Raw genomic sequence first — 20,929 nt, forward strand, 5'->3', positions numbered from 1 at the left:
CCTCTTTTGCAACGGCTTCTTTGTAACTCACCCTTCCTTGACGAACCCCTCCCGCACCAGCCAGTCCAGCGCCACCTGGTGGGGATCCTCGCCGTCGACGTCCACCTTCGCGTTCAGCGTCCGGGCCACGGAGTTGTTCAGCCTCGCCGTCACCGGGTTCAGGACCTCCGCGATCGCCGGCCACTCCTTCAGCGTCTTCGCGTGGATCATCGGCGCGGCGTTGTAGTTGGGGAAGAACTTCCTGTCGTCCTCCATGACCGCGAGGTTCATGGACTTGATGCGCCCGTCGGTGGTGAACACCTCGCCGAACGTGCAACTGCCCTTGTCGGTCTGGGTGTAGATGATGCCGGTGTCCATCTGGGTGATGTTCCGGGCCGGGACGCTCATGCCGTAGGCCTTCTGCATGCCCGGCAACCCGTCCGCCCGGTTCGCGAACTCGACCTCCACGCACAGCTTCACGGCCCCCGGGTCGGACTTCGCCAGCTTCGCCACGTCCGACGTGGTCTTCGTGCCGTACTTCCTCGCGTTCTGCTGGTTCATCGCCAGGGCGTACGTGTTGTCGAGCTCCGACGGCGGCAGCCAGACCAGCCCGTTGCCCGCGTCCGCCTTCTTCACCGCCTCCCACTGCCGCTTCGGATCGGTGATCGGCTTGCTGCGCCCGAGGTAGGTGATCCAGGCCGTGCCGGTGTACTCGTACCCGGCGTCCGCGTCGCCCTTGCGCACCGCCTCGCGGCTGCCGATGGAGCCCTGGATGCCGGTGCGGTCGATGACGTCCGCACCGGCGGCCTCGAAGGCGATGCCCATGATCGCGCCGAGGATCAGCTGCTCGGTGAACGACTTCGACGTGACGGTCAGCTGGGCGCCCTTCAGCGGCTCCCCGCGGCCGATCGACCCCGGCTCCACATCGTCGGTCAGGGGAGATCCGCTGGTCAGGCCGCAGCCGACGGCCGCCAGCAGCAGGCCCGCCGCGAGCAGGCAGGTCCGGCGCCTCACGGCTGCAACCCCCGCGGGCGCAGCAGCAGTTCGGCGATCGACGCCAGCCAGTCCACCAGCAGCGCCAGCACCACCGTGAGGACCGACCCCAGCACCAGCACCGGCATCCGCTGGTTGGTGATGCCGGTCGTGATGAGCACACCGAGGCCGCCACCCCCGCCGAAGACCGCCAGCGTCGCCGTACCGACGTTCAGGACGAGGGCCGTACGCACGCCCGCGAGGATCAGCGGGACCGCGAGCGGCAGTTCCACCCGGGTCAGCACCCCCAGCGGGGACATGCCGATGCCGCGGGCCGCCTCCAGCAGGGTCGGGTCGTTCGCCTTCAGGCCCGTGATGGTGTTGGAGAGCACCGGCAGGATGGCGTAGACGATGATGCCGATCAGGGCCGCCCGGCGGCCGATGCCCAGCCAGATCACCAGCAGGGCCAGCAGACCGATCGCCGGGGTCGCCTGGCCCGTGTTGGCGAACGCCATCGCCACCGGGGTGGCCCTGCTCACCGCCCCGCGGGTCAGCAGGATGCCCAGCGGGATCGCGATGATCAGCACGAAGAAGGTGGAGATCACCGTGAGTTGAATGTGCTGCCACAGCGCCTTGCTGACCTGGCCGCCCGACAGGGCGTTGCGGGTGAGCGCGTCCAGGTCGGCCTGCTGGAACCACAGCCAGGTGGCGAGCAGCACGGCGATCAGGGCGACCGGCAGCAACGTCAGCTTCTGCCAGGTGAGGCGGGCGGGCCGGGCCGCCGGTGCGGATGTCTCCGTGGGTGCCTCTGCACCTGTCTCGTCTGCGGGCTCGGAGGTCTCCTCGACCTCCGTGGCCGTCACCGTGCCCCTCCCGGCCCGCTCACGCCCGCCGGGCCGCCGGCTCCCTCCTGCTCCGCGTGCGTCTGCGCGGCCCGCAGCGACTCCAGCTCGTGCTGGTGCTCCATCGCGTCGAGCCGGTCGGCCTCCAGCATCTCGTGCACGGAGTTCATCAGCGTCTCCATGTCGACGACGCCCGTGTACTCGCCGCGCCGTCCGGTCACCGCCACCCGCCCCGCGTTGTCGGTGAGCACCGCCTCCAGCGCGTCCCGCAGGGTGGCGTCCCGGGTGACCGTGTCGTGCACCAGGGTCCCGGCGCGGGCCAGCGAGCCCCGGGCCCGCATCAGGTCGCCGCGCCGCAGCCACTTGTAGGGGCGGCCCCGCCGGTCGAGCAGCAGGATCTCGTTGGTGCCGCTGGCCCGCAGCCGGTTGAAGATCTGCTGCAACGGGTCGTCGACCATGACCGTCGGATAGTCGGTGATCTCCACGTCCCGTACGCGGGTCAGGTTCAGCCGCTTCAGCGCCGCCCCGGCGCCCACGAACCCGGACACGAAGTCGTCCGCCGGGTTGGTCAGGATCGCCTCGGGGGTGTCGAACTGGGCGATGTGCGACCGCTCACGCAGCACGGCGATCCGGTCGCCGATCTTGATCGCCTCGTCGAAGTCGTGCGTGACGAACACGATCGTCTTGTGCAGCTCGTGCTGAAGCCGGATCAGCTCGTCCTGGAGGTGGTCCCGGGTGATCGGGTCCACCGCCCCGAACGGCTCGTCCATCAGCAGCACCGGCGGGTCGGCGGCCAGGGCCCGGGCCACGCCCACGCGCTGCTGCTGCCCGCCGGAGAGCTGACGCGGGTAGCGGCCGTGGAACTCGGCCGGGTCCAGGCCGACGAGGTCGAGCAGCTCCTCGGTCCGCTCCCTGATCCGCGGCTTCGGCCAGCCGATCATCTTCGGGACGATCCCGATGTTCTGCGCGACCGTCAGGTGCGGGAAGAGCCCGGCGGACTGGATCGCGTAGCCCACCTTGCGGCGCAGCTTGACCGGGTCCATGTCGGTGACGTCCTCGCCGCCCATGCGGATACGGCCGCCGGTCGGCTCGATCAGCCGGTTGATCATCTTGAGCGTGGTCGACTTCCCGCAGCCCGAGGGACCGACGAAGACGACGACCTCGCCCGCCTTGATCTCCATGCTGACGTTGTCCACGGCCGGCTGCGCACTTCCGGGGTAGCGCTTCGTCAGACTCTCCAGCTCGATGGAGGCGCCGTGGCCGCCGGTCTCAGGCACGGATCCCCCTGGGAATGGTCAGCCGTCCGATCAGGACGTACGCGGCGTCGAACAGCAACGCCAGGACGATGATGCCGAGCGTGCCCGCCAGGACCTGGTTGAGCGCGTTGGCGCTGCCCAGCGAGGCCAGGCCGCGGAAGATGACGTTGCCCAGACCGGGGCCCGAGGCGTAGGCCGCGATGGCCGCGATGCCCATCAGCATCTGGGTGGCGACCCGGATACCGGTCAGGATCGGCGGCCAGGCCAGCGGCAGCTCGATCCGCAGCAGCCGGGCCGGCCGGGACATCCCGATGCCCGTGGCCGCGTCCACCAGCGTCGGATCGACCCCGCGCAGTCCGACGATCGCGTTGCGCACGACCGGCAGCAGCCCGTACAGCGTCAGCGCGATCACCGTGGGCGGCACGCCGAGGCCCACGAGGGGGATGAGCAGACCGATCAGGGCGAGCGCCGGCACGGTCAGGATGGTGGCGGTGGTCGTCGTCGCGAGGTTCCCGGCCCACTCGCTGCGGTAGGCGGCGACGGCGATCAGCACCCCGAGCAGGGTCGCCACGACCATGCACTGGAAGACGGCGCTGGCGTGCTGGTAGGCGTCCGTGAGCAGCTGCTGGTGCCGGTTGACCAGGTACTCCCAGAAGTTCACACGCGCTCACCCCACGATTCAGGTCTCCTCCGCGGCCTGCTCCACGAGCGGGATGATCCGCAGCGGAACGGGGTTCTCCATGACGATCGCCGTGGAGGCCCGGACGATGCCATCAAAACCGACGACCCGGTCGATCACACGCTGGAGATCGGCGTTGGAGCGCGCCACCAGCCGGCACAGCATGTCCCCGGTGCCGGTGGTGGTGTGCAGCTCCAGCACCTCCGGGACGGTCGCCAAGTGGGCCCGCACGTCGGCCCCTTGGCCCTGGCGGATCTGCAAGGTCGCGAACGCCGTGACCGGGTAGCCCAGCGCGGCCGGATCCACCTGCGGACCGAATCCGCGGATGACTCCGTTCGACTGAAGCCGGTCCAGCCGCGCCTGCGCGGTGCCCCGGGCCACGCCCAGCCGCCGGGACATCTCCAGCACCCCGATCCGCGGCTCCCGGGCCAGCAGCAGGATGATCCGGCCGTCCAGATGATCGATCGCCACAGCAGCCTCCCGGCATGGTCATCCTGTACAGAAAGGCCGGAGATACGGCCGTATTGCTGAACACATTGCCCAACCAAAACGCAAACTATTGCGCACCTTGCCGGTCGGGGAGACCCTGCGGCTATGACGCAGACCACTCACCACACTCCCGACACCGCCCGGCAGGCCGACCCCTTCCCGGTCAAGGGAATGGACGCGGTCGTCTTCGCCGTGGGCAACGCCAAGCAGGCGGCGCACTACTACTCCACCGCCTTCGGCATGAAGCTGGTCGCCTACTCCGGACCGGAGAACGGCAGCCGCGAGACCGCGAGCTACGTGCTGGAGAACGGCTCCGCCCGGTTCGTCCTCACCTCCGTCATCAAGCCCTCCACCGACTGGGGCCACTTCCTCGCCCGGCACGTGGCCGAGCACGGCGACGGGGTCGTCGACCTCGCCATCGAGGTCCCGGACGCCCGCGCCGCGTACGCCTACGCCCTGGAGCACGGCGCCCGCTCGGTGGCCGAGCCGTACGAGGTGAAGGACGAGCACGGCACGGTCGTCCTGGCCGCGATCGCCACCTACGGCGAGACCCGCCACACCCTCGTCGAGCGCTCCGGCTACGACGGCCCCTACCTGCCCGGCTACGTCGCGGCCAAGCCGATCGTCGAGCCGCCCGCCCAGCGCACCTTCCAGGCGATCGACCACTGCGTCGGCAACGTCGAGCTCGGCCGGATGAACGAGTGGGTCGGCTTCTACAACAAGGTCATGGGCTTCACGAACATGAAGGAGTTCGTGGGCGACGACATCGCCACCGAGTACAGCGCGCTGATGTCCAAGGTCGTCGCCGACGGCACGCTCAAGGTCAAGTTCCCGATCAACGAGCCGGCCATCGCGAAGAAGAAGTCCCAGATCGACGAGTACCTGGAGTTCTACGGCGGCGCGGGCGTCCAGCACATCGCGCTCAACACCAACGACATCGTGCAGACGGTCCGCACGATGCGGGCGGCCGGCGTGGAGTTCCTCAACACGCCCGACTCCTACTACGACACGCTCGGCGAGTGGGTCGGCGAGACGCGCGTGCCGATCGACACCCTGCGCGAACAGAAGATCCTCGCCGACCGCGACGAGGACGGCTACCTGCTCCAGATCTTCACCAAGCCGGTCCAGGACCGTCCGACCGTCTTCTTCGAGATCATCGAGCGCCACGGCTCGATGGGCTTCGGCAAGGGCAACTTCAAGGCCCTGTTCGAGGCGATCGAGCGCGAGCAGGCCCGCCGCGGCAACCTGTAAGGCCCCGGCGGCACGGGCCGTCCGTGCGGGTGTCACGGGGCACCCGCACGAGCGGCAACCGCTGGAGGTGGGCCGGGGCGCGTACGTCCGGCTCCGGTCACCCCGCCCCGGCGTCCGTCTCCGGCACCGCCACGTCCGGGGGCTCGCCCAGTGCCTCCAGGGCCCGCGGGCCGCGGGCTCGTGCAGAGGGGAGAAGCGGGGGTTGATCCGCAGGGCCTCCGCCAGATGACGGCGGGCCGCGCCGGGTCGTTTCAGGGTTCGCTCGATCACGCCCCGGTGGTACATGGACACCGCGTCGCGCACCCCGCCCCCGCGTTCGGGATCCGTCGCCAAGAGCGCGAACCGCAGGGCCTCCGAAGGTTTCCCGGCCCGGTACAGCGCCCACCCCAGCGCGTCGGCGACCTCCGTGGCGGGCCGGCGTCTCCACTGCGCCCGCAAGCGCCGTACCGCCGCCTCCGGGTCGCCGTGGTCGGCCTCGAACCGGCCCAGCACCAGCTCCTCGTCGGCCCCGCCCGCCGCAGCGGCCCGCACCCGCTCCCGCACCAGGCCGTACCGCACCCGGGCCGCGTCCGGCATGCCCAGCGACTCGTACAACTCGCCCAGCTCCAGGGCGTACTGCGGGCTCGGCTGCCCGGCCAGGGCCGTCCGGTAGGCGTTCAGGGCCTGTGTCGTGCGGCCCAGAGCCGCCAGCGCCCGGCCCTGCCCGGCCTGCGCGGCCCGCTGGTCCGGGTCGAGGCGGACCGCCTCCCGGAAGTGCCGCAGCGCGACCTCGGCGTCCCCGCGTTCGAAGGCCAGTTGCCCGGCCCGCTCCAGATAGGCCGCCCGCTCGGCACCGGCCCGCGCGCCGGCCGCCGCGTCCGCCAGCGAGGCCGCCGCGTCCTCCCGCCGGCCTCCGTCCCGGTACACGGCCGCGGCCCGCGCGAGCACGGCCGGGCCGGAGCGCAGCTTCGTCAGCCGCTCCAGAGTCCGCTCGGCCGCCTTGTGCTCACCGAGCCCGAGGTGGGCGTCGATGAGCAGCGGATACGTCGTCCACCGCCGCGGCTCCAGCTTCAGCGCCGCCTCCCCCCACCGGCGCCCCGCGCGAAAGTCCCGGCGGGCGTTCGACAGCGCGGACAGCCCCGCCAGGGCCCGGGTGTTGCGCTGCGGGCGCACCTTCAGCGACGTACGCAGCGCCCTCTCCGCGCGCGGGTAGGAGGCCGGGTCCGCCAGGCGCCGCCCCCGCTCCACGTACGCCGCCCCGAGCACCGCCCAGGACACGGCGTCGCGCGGCCGGGTCCGCACGGCCCGCTCCCGCTCGTCGATCAGCTCCGCCAGGCCGGGCAGCGCCGCCGGCACCCCGCTGCCCACCGCCGTCAGGGCCAGCGCACCCGGCGTCGGCTCTGCGGGCCCGGCGGGCCGCTCCCCGGGCAGCAGCACCAGCACCCCGCCCAGCACGGCACACCCCGCGACGGAGGCGATCAGCACCGGGCGGGCACGCACGCGAGGCTTCGAGCGGCTCTCCCGCCGCACCCGGCCCTCCTGCTGGTTCTCCATGGCGCTCACTGTGCGTCAGTACGACGACCCCACCCGGGCAGGTGAAGGCCGCCGCCGACGGGGTTCACACCGATGGCCCCGGGTGCGAACCTGTGATCATGAGCCGTATCGAAGCGCCACGCTCCGAGGACACCGCAGCGACCGGCGACCTGGTGGAGCTGCTGCTCGGGGGCCTCCCCGCCGAAGCGGTCCTCACCGACCCCGACGTCACGGCCTCCTACGCCCACGACATGGCGAGCTTCTGCCCGGCCGGCGCCCCGGCCGTCGTCGTCCTGCCCCGCACGACCGAGCAGGTCCAGCACGTGATGCGCACCGCCACCGCCCTGCGCGTCCCGGTCGTCCCGCAGGGCGCCCGCACCGGCCTGTCCGGCGCCGCCAACGCCTCCGAGGGCTGCATCGTCCTGTCCCTGACGAAGATGGACCGGATCCTGGAGATCAACCCGGTCGACCGCATCGCCGTCTGCGAACCCGGCGTGGTCAACGCCGCCCTGTCCCGGGCCGTCGGCGCACACGGCCTGTACTACCCGCCGGACCCCTCCAGCTGGGAGATGTGCACCATCGGCGGCAACATCGGCACCGCCTCCGGCGGCCTGTGCTGCGTCAAGTACGGGGTGACCGCCGAGTACGTCCTCGGCCTCGACGTCGTCCTCGCCGACGGCCGTCTGATGTCCACCGGCCGCCGCACCGCCAAGGGCGTCGCCGGCTACGACCTCACCCGTCTGTTCGTCGGCTCCGAGGGCTCGCTCGGCATCGTCGTCCGGGCCGTCCTCGGACTGCGTCCCAAGCCGCCCGAGCAGCTGGTGCTGGCCGCCGAGTTCGCCTCCGCCGCCGCGGCCTGCGACGCCGTGTGCCGGATCATGGAGGGCGGCCACGTCCCGTCACTCCTCGAACTCATGGACCGTACGACGGTCAAGGCCGTCAACGCCATGGCGCGGATGGGCCTGCCCGAGAGCACCGAGGCCCTGCTCCTGGCCGCGTTCGACACCACGGCACCGGCCGCCGACCTCGCCGCCGTCGGCGCCCTGTGCGAGGCGGCCGGCGCCACCCAGGTCGTGCCCGCCGACGACGCCGCCGAGTCCGAACTGCTGCTCCAGGCGAGGCGGTTGTCGCTCACCGCGCTGGAGGCGGTCAAGGGCGTCACGATGATCGACGACGTGTGCGTGCCGCGCTCCCGGCTCGCCGAGATGCTCGAAGGCGTCGGCCGGATCGCCGAGAAGCACCGGCTCACCATCGGCGTCGTCGCCCACGCGGGCGACGGCAACACCCATCCGACGGTCTGCTTCGACCCGGCGGACCCCGACGAGTCCCACCGGGCCCGCGAGTCCTTCGACGAGATCATGGCCCTCGGCCTGGAACTCGGCGGCACCATCACCGGCGAGCACGGCGTCGGCGTCCTGAAGAAGGAGTGGCTGGCGCGCGAGATCGGCCCCGTGGGCATGGAGATGCAGCGGGCCGTCAAGCAGGCCTTCGACCCGCTGAACATCCTGAACCCGGGCAAGCTCTTCTGAGGCCGGGCCCTCACTGGGCGAGCAGGTGGGCCAGTTCGTCGTCCAGGCCGAGCTGCTCACCCTCCGTCCCCGGCGGCACCACCCGCAGCGTCCGCTCCAGCCAGGCCGACACCGCCGCGGCCGGGGCTTCCAGCAGGGCGTCCCCGTCGGGTGAACTCAGCGCCATCAGCACGACGCCGCGCCCCTCGGTCTTCGCCGGCCACACCCGCACGTCCCCCTGCCCGCACGGCCGGAACACGCCCTCCACCAGCAGCTCCCGCGCGAACGTCCAGTACACCGGGTGCTCGGAGTCGATGTGGAAGGTGACGTGGACGGCGTAGGGGTCGTCGGTGAGATACCCGAGCCGGGCCGGCACCGGGATTCTCCGCTCCGGGGACAGGACGAGTTCCAGCTCCAGTTCCCGCTCCACCACGGTGTGCATCGCGGTGTTCCCTTCTTCTGACGGCTGCCCGTGAGGGCCGGTCAGGTGGAGAGAGCGGGCGGGGGCCGTGGCATTACGCGCCTTCCCGGAAGTTTTTTCGCAGGGGTACCCGCCGGAGCGGCGCGGCACGTAGCACATCGGTGCTCGAAAGGGGCGGGTCCCGTGGGAGCGGCGGTGGGGCTTGCGCTCGTCTGATAGATGTGGAGGCCCCCATTTGGCCCCCGAGCAGATACGGGACGACGGACATGAGCGCCCCAACCCCGGCCCCCGGTGACGACAGGCCCCGCGAAGGGTATTACCCGGACCCGTCCATTCCTGGATACGTCCGGTACTGGAACGGCGCCTCCTGGGTGCCGGGCACCAGCCGTCCGGCGCCCAAGGACGGCGAGTCGCTCGCGCCGCCGCCCGGAGCGGGGGCGGCGCAGCCCGCCCCGGTCGAGGAGACCGGCCCGCACTTCTTCGACGAGGACCCGGTCGAGGAGCCGTCTCCCGCCGACGCCCAGCACGGCAGCCGTCCCGAGCCGGCGTCCGCCTGGGGCGCCGACCGCTCCCACCAGTCCGGCTTCGGCGGCGACCAGGACCGCCGTGTCTCGTGGGGCGCGCCGCAGGGGGCGCAGGGCGCGGCCCAGCAGGGTGCCCGGAGTGCCGACCCGAGGCTGTCGCACGCCGACCGCCGGCCCGACGGGGAGTCCGCCCGCGCCGACGGCACGGCGAACACCCCGCCGTCCGGCCAGGAGGCGAGCGCCGCGGCCGGGGGCGGCACGTTCGTGTTCCGCCGTCCGACGGGCCAGGGCGGGGGAGGGGCGGCGGCCGACGCGCCCGACGACGGCACGATGACGTTCCGCGCGGTGTCCCCGCGCCCGGGCCCGGCCGGCGGCGGCTCGGCCACGCCGGGTGGCGCCGGGCAGGGCGGGGCCGCGGGCTCGGGTTTCGGTCCGGCGGGTTCGGCCGTGCCGGGTGGTGGTTCGGCCGCGCCGGGTGGCGTCGGGCAGGGCGGGGCCGCCGGTTCCGGTTTCGGGCCGGCCGCGTCCGGTGCCGCCGGGCAAGGCAACTCCGGCGGCTCGGGCTCCGGCTTCGGGGCGGCGGGCCCGGGCGGCGGCTCGGGGGCGTCCCCCTTCGGCGGGCCAGCGGCCGCGGCAGGCTCCGGGTTCGGGCCGGCCGGCTCGGGCGGCGGTGCGGCGCCGGCCGCCTTCGGCGCGGGCCCGTCGGGGCCCGCGTTCGGCGCGCAGGCCGGGCCGACCGGCTCCCAAAGCGGCTCCGCAGGACCCGGCTTCGGTGCCGGGAAGGCGGCGGCCGCCCGGGCCTCCGCCGCACAGGCGGGGGCCGCGAGCGCCGCCGCCCAGGCCTCCGGAGCCGCCCCGAGCGTGCTGTCCGGGCCGCAGGCGGCCCCGGCCCCCGTCGTTCCCGCGCAGTCCGCCGGGCCCGGCGCCGCCGCTCCCCTCAGCCCCGGCCCCGGCGGCGGTCAGTCGTCCTGGGCCCAGCAGGTGCACCGGCTGGCCGGAGGCGGCGAAGGAGGCGACGAGCAGCCCGTCGCGCCCTGGAAGCCGCCCGTCGAGGACGTGTTCCAGGCGGCCGCCCGGCGCCAGGCGGAGGCCCGCCCCGCCGGGCTCGGCAAGCGGCTGGTCGCCCGGCTGCTGGACACCGTCGTCCTCGCCGCCCTCACCGCCGTGGCCGCCGTACCGCTCGGCACCAAGGCCGTCGACCACGTGAACGAGAAGATCGACGCGGCGAAGCTCTCCGGTGAGACCGTCACGGTGTGGCTGCTCGACGGCACCACCTCGGTCTGCCTCGGCATCATCCTGGCCGTGCTGCTGCTCGCGGGTGTCCTCTGCGAGGTGCTGCCCACCGCCAAGTGGGGCCGCACCCTCGGCAAGAAGCTGACGGGTCTCGAAGTCCGGGACATCGAGGGCCACGACTCGCCCGACTTCGGCGCGGCCCTGCGCCGCTGGCTGGTCTACAGCGTGCCCGGGCTCCTCGTCGTGGGGCTCGTCGGCGTCGCCTGGTGCCTGTTCGACCGGCCCTGGCGCCAGTGCTGGCACGACAAGGCCGCGCACACCTTCGTGGCGGGCTGAGCTCCCTCGGACGGCCGTCTGCCGGATGCGGTGGCGGGGTGTTCGCGGTCGACTCGGGCCATGAGCAGTGAACCGCCCCCCGGCTCCGGACAGCAGCCCCCGGAAGACGACCCGTTCAGGAAGCGCCCCCCGAACGAGCCGCCCGGTGAGGGCGCGGGCTCGCCCTACGGCAACGAACCCCCGCCGTACGGGGGCGGTGGCTTCGGCGGCCCGGGCGGCCCCGGCGGACAGGGCGGCGGTTTCGGTGGAGGCCCTCCCGGCGGTGGAGGCCCTCCCGGCGGTGGGATGCCTCCCGGTGGCGGCCCCTACGGCGGTGATCCGTACGGCGGCGGCGCCTACCCGACCGACCCCCTCTCCGGCATGCCCCCGCTCGCCGACAGCGGCAAGCGCACGCTCGCCCGCATCATCGACATGATCCTGGTGGGTGTGGTCGTCTGGCTGCTCACCTGGGGCTTCGGCGTGAACGAGTACGACGTGGACAGCGACCGCATCGAGGCCGGCAAGTCGTTCTGGCAGTCGGCCGTCGCCGCCGTCCTCTACATCGCCTACGACACCCTCATGACCGCGAGGACCGGCCAGACCCTCGGCAAGAAGCTGCTGCGCATGCGCGTGGCCAACCTGGACAACGGCGCCACGCCCTCCGTGCAGACCGCGTTCGCGCGCGCCGCGGTGCTGTGGATCCCCTTCGCCTTCTGCTGTGCCTGCCTGTGGACCGCGATCGCGGGTGGCTGGAGCTTCTTCGACCGGCCCTACAAGCAGGGCCTGCACGACAAGGCGGCCAAAACGGTCGTGGTCCGCACCGATTGAGACAGCCGGAGACCGCAGGCGGCACCGGAGGGTCAACGGACGGTCAGGAGGCCGCCCGTTCGCGCATCGGCTCCGGGGCGGGCGCCGGGATGGACGCCCGGACCGGTTCCCGGGGCGCGGGCTGTTCCACCGCGCTCGGGCGCTTCCCGGGCAACGGCACCGTCAGGGCGACCAGCAGCCCGAGGGCGAGCCCCGCGAGGGCGATGAGCGCGATTCCCGCGCCCGAACTCGTCTGCGACAGCAGCAGCATGGCGAGCGTCGAGAGGATCACGGTGCAGGAACCGTAGGCGAGCTGTGCGGCAGTCGGACGGGGCATGGCCATCATGTCCTCGAAAGTGGGGGTCCACGGGGGTGTCGGCCTGGCATTGCGCCGGCTTCCAGGCGTTCCGCCGAACGACATTCTCTCGGGCAGGGTGCCCGACCGGAACCGGCGGTAAGCGTGACCTCATCAACAAGGGCGGTGCACGGGGGGCGCACGGAGTCATGACGTCCACCTGGTGGACATATGCACGCGCCCGCCCGGCCGGTGGTGGGGGGCCTCGGCACAACCGTTTGGTTGTTCGTAAAACGAACGTCGTCTCCGCATAGTGCACTTGACTTGTTCAAGTCAAGGTCTGTCTTTTCTTTCAAACCTCTAGTCAAATGTCGTCACTTGACTACACGCGTTGATCACGCGCGCGCGGACTTCCACGACCGGGACCCTGCCTGCCGCGCGCCCGAACGCGGGGGAGGATCTCAAGTGACCAGTAGACCCTGGACGTTCAGAGCGGCCGCCATCAGCGTGGCGCTCGCGGCGGCCACCGCCACCGCATCCACGTACGCGGTGGCCGACGACGCCTCGGCCCCCCGGACCACCACCGTGGACCGGCGCGACCCGGCGGATCGTCACCATGGCGAGCACGACCTCGAAGGCCCGCTGAGCAAGACCCAGGAAGCTCAGCGCCAGGAAGCCCTCAAGCAGGTCATATCGGGCAAGAACAAGGTCAAGAACCGTGACGGTTCGAAGGTCGTGCAGCTCAAGAGCAAGAAGGGCGACGACAAGTACGTCGAGCTCGGCCGCGAGAAGACCGACAAGATCTTCACGATCCTGGTCGAGTTCGGCGACAAGGTCGACAGCCGCTACGGCGGCACGGCGGGCCCGCTGCACAACGCGATACCCAAGCCCGACCGCAAGAAGGACAACTCCACGGCGTGGAGGGCCGACTACGACCAGGAGTACTTCCAGGACCTGTACTTCGGTCACGGCAAGGGCGTCGACTCCGTAAAGACCTACTACGAGAAGCAGTCCTCGGGCCGCTACTCGGTCGACGGCGAGGTCTCCGACTGGGTCAAGGTCCCCTACAACGAGGCCCGTTACGGCAACAACGCCTGCGGTGACACCAACTGCCCGAGTGTGTGGAACGTCGTCAGCGACGGTCTGAACGCCTGGGTCTCCCAGCAGAAGGCAGCGGGGAGGACCGACGCGCAGATCAAGGCGGACGTCGCGCGCTTCGACGAGTGGGACCGTTACGACTTCGACGGTGACGGCGACTTCAACGAGCCCGACGGCTACATCGACCACTTCCAGATCGTGCACGCCGGCGAGGACGAGTCCGCGGGCGGCGGCGCCCAGGGCACCGACGCCATCTGGGCCCACCGCTGGTACGCCTTCGGCACCGACGCCGGCGCCACCGGCCCCGAGAACAACAAGCTCGGCGGTGCCAAGATCGGCGACACCGGCATCTGGGTCGGCGACTACACCGTCCAGCCGGAGAACGGCGGACTCGGTGTCTACGCCCACGAGTACGGCCACGACCTCGGTCTGCCGGACCACTACGACACCTCGGGCGGCGAGAACTCCACCGGCTTCTGGACGCTGATGTCGTCCGGTTCCTGGCTCGGCACCGGCAAGAACGAGATCGGCGACCTGCCCGGCGACATGACCGCCTGGGACAAGCTCCAGCTCGGCTGGCTGAACTACGACAAGGCCAAGGCCGGCGTCAACTCCTGGCACAAGCTGGGCGTGGCCGAGTACAACACCAAGCACAAGCAGGCCCTGGTCGTCGACCTCCCCAAGAAGGCGGTCACCACCGAGCTCGTGACCCCCGCCGAGGGCAAGACCCAGTGGTGGAGCGGCAGCGGCAACAATCTGAAGAACACGCTGACCCGTTCCGTCGACCTGACCGGCAAGTCGAAGGCGCAGCTGACCCTCGACGGCTGGTACGAGATCGAGGCCAACTACGACTACCTCTACACCGAGGTCTCGACCGACGGCGGCGCCAACTGGACCGCCCTGGACGGCACGGTGGACGGCAACCCGATCCCGCGCGACGGCAGCGACAAGCCGGTCCTGACCGGCACGGTCGACGGCTACAAGAAGCTGGCCTTCCCGCTCGACGCCTACGCCGGCAAGAAGATCGACCTGCGCTTCCGCTACCAGACCGACGGCGGCCTGGCGATGAAGGGCTTCGCGGCCGACTCGATCACGGTGACCGCCGACGGCGCCCCCGTCTTCACCGACAACGCCGAGACCGCGGACGCCGCCTGGCAGGCCACCGGTTTCTCCCGTATCGGCGCGTCCTTCACCAAGGACTACGCGCAGTACTACATCGCCGAGAACCGGCAGTACGTGTCGTACGACAAGACGCTGAAGGTCGGCCCGTACAACTTCGGCTTCACGGCGCGCCCGGACTGGGTGGAGCACTACGCGTACCAGAACGGTCTGCTGATCTGGAAGTGGGACACCTCCCAGGCGGACAACAACACCAGCCAGCACAAGGGCACCGGTCTGGTCCTGCCGATCGACTCGCACCCGGACCAGCTGAAGTGGGCCGACGGCACGCTGATGCGCAACCGCATCCAGGCCTACGACTCGCCGTTCAGCCTCTACCGCACCGACGGCATGACGCTGCACAAGGCGGACGTGGCGAAGTACATCCCGGGCTCGAAGGGCGTCTCGGTCTTCAACGACCGGAAGAACGACTACTACGACGAGTCGAACCCGACCGCGGGTGTCAAGATCACTGACACCAACACGAAGATCAAGATCCTCAAGGAGGCCAAGAACGGCTCGACGATCGAGCTGGAGGTCGGCCCCGCGGGTAGGTAATCCGCATCCTTGCAGGTCAGAGCATGATCGGCGGTGACCCACTGGCGGGTCACCGCCGATCCGTGTTTAGGTGCGTCCTGTGGCTCTCTTATTGACACCGACCGACACGGGGGTATGACCGCATGGCCGCAGGAGGCTTCTGCAAGCTGCCGAACGGCATGGTGGTGGTGGCGCTGAACCTGCCCAGTCCCGCCGCCGACGGCCCCGGCGCCGTCCGTGTCCTCGTGCACTCCGTGAACCGCGCCCGGGCCCTGACCAGGCTCCGCAACCTCGGTCTGCGGTCGGTGTACCTGCGCGGCAACGCGGCCCCGCCGACCCCCGACGAGATCACCGCGGTCCTGCACCACCCCGACGGCCTCATATGGCGCACGGCCCCCGACAACGGTGTCGCCTCCAGCCCGGACCTGGTCCAGGAGCTGTGGCGCCCGATCAGAGCCCTCCTGCGCCGCCCGACGGCCCGGACCTGACCCGCGGGGGCCCGCCGAGGCCCGGGGCTACTGCACGACCGGCTTGCCCGACAGCTCCACACCCGCCTCGCGCAGCTCCTCCAGGGCCCGCTCGGTGCTCTGAGGGGCCACCCCGGCCGTCAGGTCCAGCAGGACCTGGGTACGGAAGCCCTCCCGGGCGGCGTCCAGGGCGGTGGCGCGCACGCAGTGGTCCGTGGCGATGCCCACCACGTCCACCTCGGTGACCTCGCGCGAGCGCAGCCAGTCGGCCAGGGACGTGCCGTTCTCGTCGGTGCCCTCGAAACCGCTGTACGCCGCCGAGTACGCCCCCTTGTCGAACACCGCGTCGACCGAGCCGGAGGCGACGGCCGGGGCGAAGTTCGGGTGGAAGCCGACGCCCTCCGTGCCGGCGACGCAGTGCGCGGGCCAGGAGCGGGCGTAGTCCGGGTTGGCGGAGAAGTGGCCGCCGGGGGCGATGTGGTGGTCGCGGGTGGCCACGACGTGCTGGTAGCCGGACCCGGCCGCCTGTCCGATCAGCTCCGTGACGGCGGCGGCCACATCGGCCCCGCCGGACACCGCGAGACTGCCCCCCTCGCAGAAGTCGTTCTGCACATCGACGACGATCAAGGCGCGGCGCATGGTCGGTGTCCTTCGGCTAGGAGGTCGGCGAGCCCGGCCGGTGAACCACCGAGCCTATTGACAGAGGAGAGCGGACGACAGGGGGCACGGGTCGGCGCGTCACGGCACACCCCCTAGCTACCCGGGGTCTCGTACAGGTACTCCGTGGGCAGCACGGGCTCCCCGCGCGAGAGCTGCGTGGCCGACATCGGCAGACCCGCGCGCGCCCTCGTGTGCCGCTCGCGCGCCGCGTCCAGCGGCTCGCGCGCCACGACCTCGCCGCCCTTGACGAGCTCCACCAGCAGCTGCCGGTCCGCGAGCTCGCCCGGTACCGGACCGGTGCCGATCACCTCGGCCTCGGCGATCCCGTGGGCGTCCAGCCGCCGCGCGGCCCACTTGCGTCCGCCGACGGACGTCTTGCCGCCGCTGGACTTCTTCGCCACCGGCACCAGCGGCGCCTTCGGGTCGGCGGACTCGGCGCGCGCGACCAGCTTGTAGACCATCGAGGAGGTGGGGTGGCCGGAGCCTGTCACCAGCTGGGTGCCGACGCCGTAGGCGTCCACCGGGGCCGCGGCCAGCGAGGCGATCGCGTACTCGTCCAGGTCGGAGGTGACGACGATCTTCGTGTCGGTGGCGCCCAGCTCGTCCAGCTGCCGGCGCACCCGGTGCGCCACCAGCAGCAGGTCGCCGGAGTCGATGCGCACCGCGCCCAGCTCGGTCCCGGCGACCTCGACGGCCGTGCGGACCGCCTCGGTGACGTCGTAGGTGTCCACCAGCAGCGTGGTGCCCCGGCCCAGCGTGTTCACCTGGGCCTGGAAGGCGTCCCGCTCGCTGTCGTGCAGCAGGGTGAAGGCGTGTGCGGAGGTGCCGACGGTGGGGATGCCGTAGCGGAAACCCGCCGCCAGATCGGAGGTGGTCGCGAAACCGCCGACGTACGCGGCCCGGGAGGCCGCCACCGCGGCGAGTTCGTGCGTGCGCCGGGCGCCCATCTCGATCAGCGGCCGGTCACCCGCGGCGGCCGCCATGCGCGAGGCCGCCGCGGCGATCGCCGAGTCGTGGTTGAGGATCGACAGGATCACCGTCTCCAGCAGCACGCACTCGGCGAAGGTGCCCTCGACCCGCATGATCGGCGAGCCCGGGAAGTACACCTCGCCCTCGGGGTAGCCCCAGATGTCCCCGCTGAAGCGGTAGCCGGACAGCCACTCCAGGGTCTCCTCGTCGACGATTCCCCGCTCGCGCAGGAAGTCCAGCACGGCCGTGTCGAAGCGGAAGTTCTCCACCGCGTCCAGCACCCGTCCGGTGCCGCCCACCACGCCGTAGCGGCGCCCGTCCGGCAGCCGCCGGGTGAACACCTCGAACACGCTCCGCCGCTCCGCCGTGCCCGCCGTCATGGCGGCCCGCAACATCGTCAGCTCGTACTGATCCGTGAAGAGCGCCGTCGAGGGAACATCCACCGGCAGCCCAAGGTCCGCTGTGTTCATGGTGAGGAGGGTACCCCCATTTCGTCAGTCTGACGATTGCGGTCCGCGGACACGCGATCGCCTTGCGGCCAGGCCCGTTTGTGCGACTACCCCCCTCGGGTGGCAGCATGGGCAGTGTGACGTCACCCGCGCCCCTGGAGATCGAACGCACCGAGTCGGCGGAGGAGGTCTTCGCCGTACCCGAGCCGGACCTCCCGTGGGTCACCATCGTCCACAACGACCCGGTCAACCTCATGAGCTATGTGACGTACGTCTTCCAGACGTACTTCGGCTACTCCAAGGACAAGGCCACCAAGCTCATGCTCGACGTCCACCACAAGGGCCGGGCGGTCGTCTCCAGCGGCAGCCGCGAGGAGATGGAACGCGACGTGCAGGCCATGCACGGCTACGGCCTGTGGGCCACCCTCCAGCAGGACCGCAAGTAGCCAGCACCCCGCCCAGCAGCGAAAAGGCGTTCATGCCCGGAACCTTCGAACCGCTCCCCGGCGGCGGCGCGGCCGTCGCCCTCGACGACGTCGAGATCTCCATCATCCGGTCGCTGGCCGTCCAGCTCCTGGAGCTCATCGGCCCCGGCCCCGCCGAGGATGCCTCCGGCGACCCGCTCGCCGAGCTGTTCGCCGAGGGCCCCAGCGAGCCGCCCAGCGACCCGGTGCTGCGCCGGCTCTTCCCCGACGCCTACGGCGACCCCGACCCCGGGCAGCCCGCCTCGCCGCGGGACGCCGAGGAGCAGCGGGCCCACTCCGCGGAGTTCCGCCGCTACACCGAGAACGACCTGCGGGCCGGCAAGCGGGACAACGCCCTGGCCGTGATCCGCGCCCTCGACGCGCTCGCCTCGGCGTCGGCCGGTGAGGGCGGCGCGGTGCTGAAGCTGTCGCCGGCACAGTCGCAGCAGTGGCTGGGCGCCCTGAACGACCTGCGGCTCGCCATCGGCTCCCGGCTGGAGATCACCGACGACGAGGACACCGACCTGCTCTACCGCCTCCCGGACGACGACCCGCGCAAGCCGATGGTGATGGCCTACCTGTGGCTGGGTGGACTCCAGGAGACGCTGGTCGGAACCCTTATGGCCTGATCAGTGCAGGTTTTGTGACCGGTGGGTGACCGATCGGTGTTCGCTCAGAGGACACTCAAATCCGGATAACGATCCCGTCACCGCACCCGCCGCCTATGGCCGCTTCGCGAGCGCTTTGTCCGCTTTTCCCTGTGCGGTGCGCCACATCCCTCTCCTGTGATCAGTGTTGCGGGCGTGATAAATCTTCACGACCGCCCGGCAGAACACCACCCGAATGTTCCGCCGGGTGCGCCACCGAGCCGGCGACCGCCGGCCAGGCACGAGCGGCCTCCGGGCCCGCTCAGCTCCATCATTCCGGGGGGATCGAAACCCGATCCGAGGCCGACGAGAGGCCCGGGTCGGCATGGAGAAAGGCGCACCACACATGACCTCTGCGCAGGTCGAATCGGAAAACGTCTCCGAAGAGGGATACGAGCGCGGACTCGGCAGCCGCCAGGTCCAGATGATCGCGATCGGCGGTGCCATCGGCGTCGGCCTGTTCATGGGCGCCGGGGCGAACATCGCGAAGGCCGGCCCCAGCATCATCCTCATGTACGCCCTCGCGGGCGTCGTGATCTTCTTCATCATGCGGGCCCTGGGCGAGCTGCTCCTCTACCGGCCCGTCTCCGGCTCCTTCGCCGAGTACGCCCGTGAGTTCCTCGGCCCGTTCTTCGGGTTCGTCACGGGCTGGACGTACTGGCTCATGTGGGTGGTGACCGGCATGGCCGAGCTCACCGCCGCCGCGATCTACATCCACTTCTGGTTCCCGGAGATCCCGCAGTGGGTCAGTGCCCTGGTCTTCCTGGTGGTGCTCTTCGGCGTCAACCTGATCTCGGTCAAGATCTTCGGCGAGGTCGAGTTCTGGTTCTCGATGATCAAGGTCACCGCCATCATCGGCATGATCGTCATCGGCCTCGGCGTGCTCACCCTCGGCTTCTCCGACGCCGGTGACACCGCCACCGTCTCCAACCTCTGGGCGCACGACGGCTTCTTCCCGAACGGCATCGGCTCCAGCCTGATGACGCTCCAGGGCGTCATGTTCGCCTACCTCGCCGTCGAGCTCGTCGGCGTCACCGCGGGCGAGTCCGAGAACCCCGAGAAGACCCTGCCCAAGGCCATCAACACCCTGCCCTGGCGCATCATCGTCTTCTACGTCGGCGCCCTGCTGGTGATCCTCTCCGTGGTGAAGTGGACCGAGTTCTCCGCCGGCGAGAGCCCCTTCGTGCACGCCTTCGGCAAGATCGGCATCCCGCTCGCCGCGGGCATCGTCAACTTCGTGGTCCTCACCGCCGCCCTGTCGTCCTGCAACTCGGGCATGTACTCCACCGGCCGCATGCTGCGCGACCTGGCCGCCAACAGCGAGGCGCCGCAGGTCTTCGGCAAGCTCAACGCCCGCAAGACGCCCGCCGTCGGCATCACCGTCTCCGTGGCACTCATGGGCATCGGCGTCGTCCTGAACTACGTCGTCCCGGAGAAGGCGTTCCTCTACGTCACCTCCGTCGCCACCGCGGCCGGCATCTGGACCTGGATGATGATCCTCGTCAGCCACATCCGCTACCGCGCGGCGGTCGACGCGGGCCGGCTGCCCGCCTCGTCCTTCCCCGCTCCCGGCGGCGCCCTCTTCAGCTGGGTCGCGCTGCTCTTCCTCATCGGCGTGACCTGCATGATCGCGTACGACAAGGACGCGCGGGTGTGCCTGTACGTCGCGGCCGGCTGGGCCGTCGCCCTCGGCGTCGGCTGGGCGGTCCTCAAGAGCCGCAACCCGCAGATCGCCGAGCGCGGCGGTGACGCGGAGTTCGAGAAGGTCGGCTGACCAACCCGCGGGACGTCCGCCGCAGGGAGTTCTCGTGGCACCCCCTGCGGCTGCCGCTCAGGGCGTCCGGCATATGGGCCGTTCCGTACCATTCCTCGGTACGGAACGGCCCTTCTGCTTATCCTGGCGAGCATGCTGACCATCACCCAGGCCCTCGTCGACCAGATCGTCGCCCACGCGCGCAAGGACCACCCCGACGAGGCGTGCGGCGTCGTCGCCGGCCCGGCGGGCTCGGACCGCCCCGAGCGCTTCATCCCCATGCTCAACGCGGCCATGTCGCCCACGTTCTACGAGTTCGACTCCGGCGACCTGCTCAAGCTCTACCGCGAGATGGACGACCGCGACGAGGAGCCGGTGGTCATCTACCACTCCCACACCGCGACCGAGGCCTACCCCTCGCGCACCGACATCTCCTACGCCAACGAGCCCGGCGCGCACTACGTCCTGGTCTCCACCGCCGACACCGACGGCGCCGGCGAGTTCCAGTTCCGCTCCTTCCGCATCGTCGAGGGCGAGGTCACGGAGGAGGAGGTCCGGGTCGTCGAGGCCTACTGAGGGCGTCTGAGCAGGGCGGTCTCACTCTCCGGCCCGAAAGCGTCCGCCATGTGGGATCACATTCCAGG

At 71.1% G+C, this 20,929-nt stretch carries 19 protein-coding genes and 1 pseudogene; 10 read left to right on the forward strand and 10 right to left on the reverse strand.

Annotated elements, in window-relative coordinates:
* Positions 1–27: 27 nt before the first annotated feature.
* Genes AB0I06_RS30030 through AB0I06_RS30050 form a run of 5 tightly spaced genes read right to left on the reverse strand, consistent with a single transcriptional unit; the run spans position 28 to position 4,199 of the window.
* Positions 28–993, reverse strand: a complete 966-nt coding sequence (locus AB0I06_RS30030; protein ID WP_363121985.1) for a glycine betaine ABC transporter substrate-binding protein — start codon at positions 991–993, stop codon at positions 28–30.
* Positions 990–1,814, reverse strand: coding sequence for an ABC transporter permease (locus AB0I06_RS30035; RefSeq protein WP_363121986.1), 825 nt, complete (start codon positions 1,812–1,814; stop codon positions 990–992). The genes AB0I06_RS30030 and AB0I06_RS30035 overlap by 4 nt, the downstream gene beginning before the upstream one ends.
* On the reverse strand, positions 1,811–3,070 hold the full coding sequence (locus tag AB0I06_RS30040) for a betaine/proline/choline family ABC transporter ATP-binding protein (protein ID WP_363121987.1): 1,260 nt from the start codon (positions 3,068–3,070) through the stop codon (positions 1,811–1,813). Before AB0I06_RS30040 ends, AB0I06_RS30035 begins: the two co-directional genes overlap by 4 nt.
* Complete coding sequence (locus AB0I06_RS30045; protein ID WP_363121988.1) at positions 3,063–3,710, reverse strand: ABC transporter permease; 648 nt, start codon at positions 3,708–3,710, stop codon at positions 3,063–3,065. The genes AB0I06_RS30040 and AB0I06_RS30045 overlap by 8 nt, the downstream gene beginning before the upstream one ends.
* An 18-nt stretch (positions 3,711–3,728) precedes the next feature.
* The gene (locus AB0I06_RS30050; protein ID WP_031140050.1) at positions 3,729–4,199 is read right to left on the reverse strand and encodes an Lrp/AsnC family transcriptional regulator; all 471 of its coding nucleotides are present in this window, start codon (positions 4,197–4,199) and stop codon (positions 3,729–3,731) included.
* Positions 4,200–4,322: 123 nt separating this feature from the next.
* Here AB0I06_RS30050 and hppD point away from each other — a divergent pair, with 123 nt between their 5' ends.
* Complete coding sequence (gene hppD, locus AB0I06_RS30055) at positions 4,323–5,468, forward strand: 4-hydroxyphenylpyruvate dioxygenase (RefSeq protein ID WP_363121989.1); 1,146 nt, start codon at positions 4,323–4,325, stop codon at positions 5,466–5,468.
* Between the two features lie 97 nt (positions 5,469–5,565).
* Here hppD and AB0I06_RS30060 read toward each other — a convergent pair.
* Positions 5,566–7,001 (reverse strand): annotated as a pseudogene (locus AB0I06_RS30060) (tetratricopeptide repeat protein).
* Positions 7,002–7,093: 92 nt separating this feature from the next.
* Here AB0I06_RS30060 and AB0I06_RS30065 point away from each other — a divergent pair.
* Positions 7,094–8,509, forward strand: coding sequence for an FAD-linked oxidase C-terminal domain-containing protein (locus tag AB0I06_RS30065; RefSeq protein WP_363121990.1), 1,416 nt, complete (start codon positions 7,094–7,096; stop codon positions 8,507–8,509).
* 10 nt (positions 8,510–8,519) lie between these two features.
* Here the strand turns inward: AB0I06_RS30065 and AB0I06_RS30070 are convergent, their stop codons facing one another.
* Positions 8,520–8,930 (reverse strand): SsgA family sporulation/cell division regulator, encoded by a 411-nt coding sequence (locus tag AB0I06_RS30070; RefSeq protein ID WP_363121991.1) that lies wholly within the window; start codon positions 8,928–8,930, stop codon positions 8,520–8,522.
* Between the two features lie 245 nt (positions 8,931–9,175).
* Here AB0I06_RS30070 and AB0I06_RS30075 point away from each other — a divergent pair, with 245 nt between their 5' ends.
* A complete protein-coding gene (locus tag AB0I06_RS30075) occupies positions 9,176–11,002 on the forward strand; it encodes an RDD family protein (protein ID WP_363121992.1) in 1,827 nt (608 codons plus the stop codon).
* 60 nt (positions 11,003–11,062) lie between these two features.
* Positions 11,063–11,809, forward strand: a complete 747-nt coding sequence (locus AB0I06_RS30080; protein ID WP_363121993.1) for an RDD family protein — start codon at positions 11,063–11,065, stop codon at positions 11,807–11,809.
* 43 nt (positions 11,810–11,852) lie between these two features.
* Here AB0I06_RS30080 and AB0I06_RS30085 read toward each other — a convergent pair whose 3' ends face one another.
* Positions 11,853–12,125: a hypothetical protein gene (locus tag AB0I06_RS30085; protein ID WP_363121994.1), complete on the reverse strand. Its 273-nt coding sequence runs from the start codon at positions 12,123–12,125 to the stop codon at positions 11,853–11,855.
* Between the two features lie 423 nt (positions 12,126–12,548).
* Between AB0I06_RS30085 and AB0I06_RS30090 the strand changes: the two genes are divergently transcribed.
* Both AB0I06_RS30090 and AB0I06_RS30095 read left to right on the forward strand, forming a co-directional pair.
* Positions 12,549–14,897: an immune inhibitor A domain-containing protein gene (locus AB0I06_RS30090; RefSeq protein WP_363121995.1), complete on the forward strand. Its 2,349-nt coding sequence runs from the start codon at positions 12,549–12,551 to the stop codon at positions 14,895–14,897.
* 122 nt (positions 14,898–15,019) lie between these two features.
* Positions 15,020–15,364 (forward strand): hypothetical protein, encoded by a 345-nt coding sequence (locus AB0I06_RS30095; protein ID WP_363121996.1) that lies wholly within the window; start codon positions 15,020–15,022, stop codon positions 15,362–15,364.
* A gap of 27 nt (positions 15,365–15,391) precedes the next feature.
* On the opposite strand, the gene AB0I06_RS30100 is transcribed toward AB0I06_RS30095, so the two are convergent.
* Positions 15,392–15,982, reverse strand: coding sequence for a nicotinamidase (locus tag AB0I06_RS30100; protein ID WP_363121997.1), 591 nt, complete (start codon positions 15,980–15,982; stop codon positions 15,392–15,394).
* Between the two features lie 113 nt (positions 15,983–16,095).
* Positions 16,096–17,442, reverse strand: coding sequence for a nicotinate phosphoribosyltransferase (locus AB0I06_RS30105; RefSeq protein ID WP_363121998.1), 1,347 nt, complete (start codon positions 17,440–17,442; stop codon positions 16,096–16,098).
* 107 nt (positions 17,443–17,549) lie between these two features.
* Here AB0I06_RS30105 and clpS point away from each other — a divergent pair, with 107 nt between their 5' ends.
* The 4 genes from clpS to AB0I06_RS30125 all read left to right on the forward strand — a co-directional run bounded on the left by clpS (position 17,550) and on the right by AB0I06_RS30125 (position 20,861).
* Positions 17,550–17,867, forward strand: a complete 318-nt coding sequence (gene clpS / locus AB0I06_RS30110; RefSeq protein WP_020270284.1) for an ATP-dependent Clp protease adapter ClpS — start codon at positions 17,550–17,552, stop codon at positions 17,865–17,867.
* A 32-nt stretch (positions 17,868–17,899) separates the two neighbouring features.
* On the forward strand, positions 17,900–18,514 hold the full coding sequence (locus AB0I06_RS30115; protein ID WP_363121999.1) for a DUF2017 domain-containing protein: 615 nt from the start codon (positions 17,900–17,902) through the stop codon (positions 18,512–18,514).
* A gap of 364 nt (positions 18,515–18,878) precedes the next feature.
* Positions 18,879–20,306 carry an amino acid permease gene (locus AB0I06_RS30120; protein WP_363122000.1) on the forward strand — a complete coding sequence of 476 codons (1,428 nt, stop codon included), beginning with the start codon at positions 18,879–18,881 and terminating at the stop codon, positions 20,304–20,306.
* A 132-nt stretch (positions 20,307–20,438) separates the two neighbouring features.
* Positions 20,439–20,861 (forward strand): M67 family metallopeptidase, encoded by a 423-nt coding sequence (locus tag AB0I06_RS30125; protein WP_190899287.1) that lies wholly within the window; start codon positions 20,439–20,441, stop codon positions 20,859–20,861.
* The last annotated feature ends 68 nt before the right edge of the window (positions 20,862–20,929 follow it).

The sequence above is a fragment of the Streptomyces sp. NPDC050674 genome (assembly GCF_040654575.1).
Taxonomy (GTDB): domain Bacteria; phylum Actinomycetota; class Actinomycetes; order Streptomycetales; family Streptomycetaceae; genus Streptomyces.

What these genes read in the sequence shown, in the direction of transcription:
- AB0I06_RS30075 (WP_363121992.1), top strand. Translation starts at nt 9,176, where the DNA reads ATGAGCGCCCCAACCCCGGCCCCCGGTGACGACAGGCCCCGCGAAGGG.
- clpS (WP_020270284.1), top strand. Translation starts at nt 17,550, where the DNA reads ATGGGCAGTGTGACGTCACCCGCGCCCCTGGAGATCGAACGCACCGAG.
- AB0I06_RS30105 (WP_363121998.1), bottom strand. Translation starts at nt 17,442, where the DNA reads ATGAACACAGCGGACCTTGGGCTGCCGGTGGATGTTCCCTCGACGGCG.
- AB0I06_RS30080 (WP_363121993.1), top strand. Translation starts at nt 11,063, where the DNA reads ATGAGCAGTGAACCGCCCCCCGGCTCCGGACAGCAGCCCCCGGAAGAC.
- AB0I06_RS30100 (WP_363121997.1), bottom strand. Translation starts at nt 15,982, where the DNA reads ATGCGCCGCGCCTTGATCGTCGTCGATGTGCAGAACGACTTCTGCGAG.
- AB0I06_RS30125 (WP_190899287.1), top strand. Translation starts at nt 20,439, where the DNA reads ATGCTGACCATCACCCAGGCCCTCGTCGACCAGATCGTCGCCCACGCG.
- AB0I06_RS30085 (WP_363121994.1), bottom strand. Translation starts at nt 12,125, where the DNA reads ATGCCCCGTCCGACTGCCGCACAGCTCGCCTACGGTTCCTGCACCGTG.
- AB0I06_RS30095 (WP_363121996.1), top strand. Translation starts at nt 15,020, where the DNA reads ATGGCCGCAGGAGGCTTCTGCAAGCTGCCGAACGGCATGGTGGTGGTG.
- AB0I06_RS30120 (WP_363122000.1), top strand. Translation starts at nt 18,879, where the DNA reads ATGACCTCTGCGCAGGTCGAATCGGAAAACGTCTCCGAAGAGGGATAC.
- AB0I06_RS30070 (WP_363121991.1), bottom strand. Translation starts at nt 8,930, where the DNA reads ATGCACACCGTGGTGGAGCGGGAACTGGAGCTGGAACTCGTCCTGTCC.
- AB0I06_RS30115 (WP_363121999.1), top strand. Translation starts at nt 17,900, where the DNA reads ATGCCCGGAACCTTCGAACCGCTCCCCGGCGGCGGCGCGGCCGTCGCC.
- hppD (WP_363121989.1), top strand. Translation starts at nt 4,323, where the DNA reads ATGACGCAGACCACTCACCACACTCCCGACACCGCCCGGCAGGCCGAC.